At 49.6% G+C, this 238-nt stretch carries 1 protein-coding gene; it reads left to right on the top strand.

Going from position 1 to position 238, the window contains the following annotated elements; genetic code table 11:
• On the top strand, positions 1 to 238 hold a 238-nt coding region (locus tag FDX22_RS19835; RefSeq protein WP_186805367.1), incomplete at both ends, for a hypothetical protein.

Below are 238 nucleotides of genomic sequence, written 5' to 3'. Positions count from 1 at the left end.
ATATGGACTACGTTGAATGGCTGGCGGATACCATGATCCGCGTTCCCGTCGAGCATACTCTGGATGCGGTGAATATTGCCGACCAGTACGATGCCAAAGCCGTTGAGCAACGTCTGGCAATGATGACGCCGCAGAATGCGCGTATCTGGTATATCAGCGCGAAAGAGCCGCATAATAAAACTGCTTACTTTGTCGATGCGCCTTATCAGGTAGATAAAATCAGCGACAAAACCTTTGC

The organism is Citrobacter sp. TBCS-14 (assembly GCF_005280805.1).
GTDB classification, from domain to species: Bacteria; Pseudomonadota; Gammaproteobacteria; order Enterobacterales; family Enterobacteriaceae; genus Citrobacter; species Citrobacter gillenii.
Note: the sequence above shows the minus strand (reverse complement) of the source record. Positions and strands in the feature narration are given on the sequence as shown.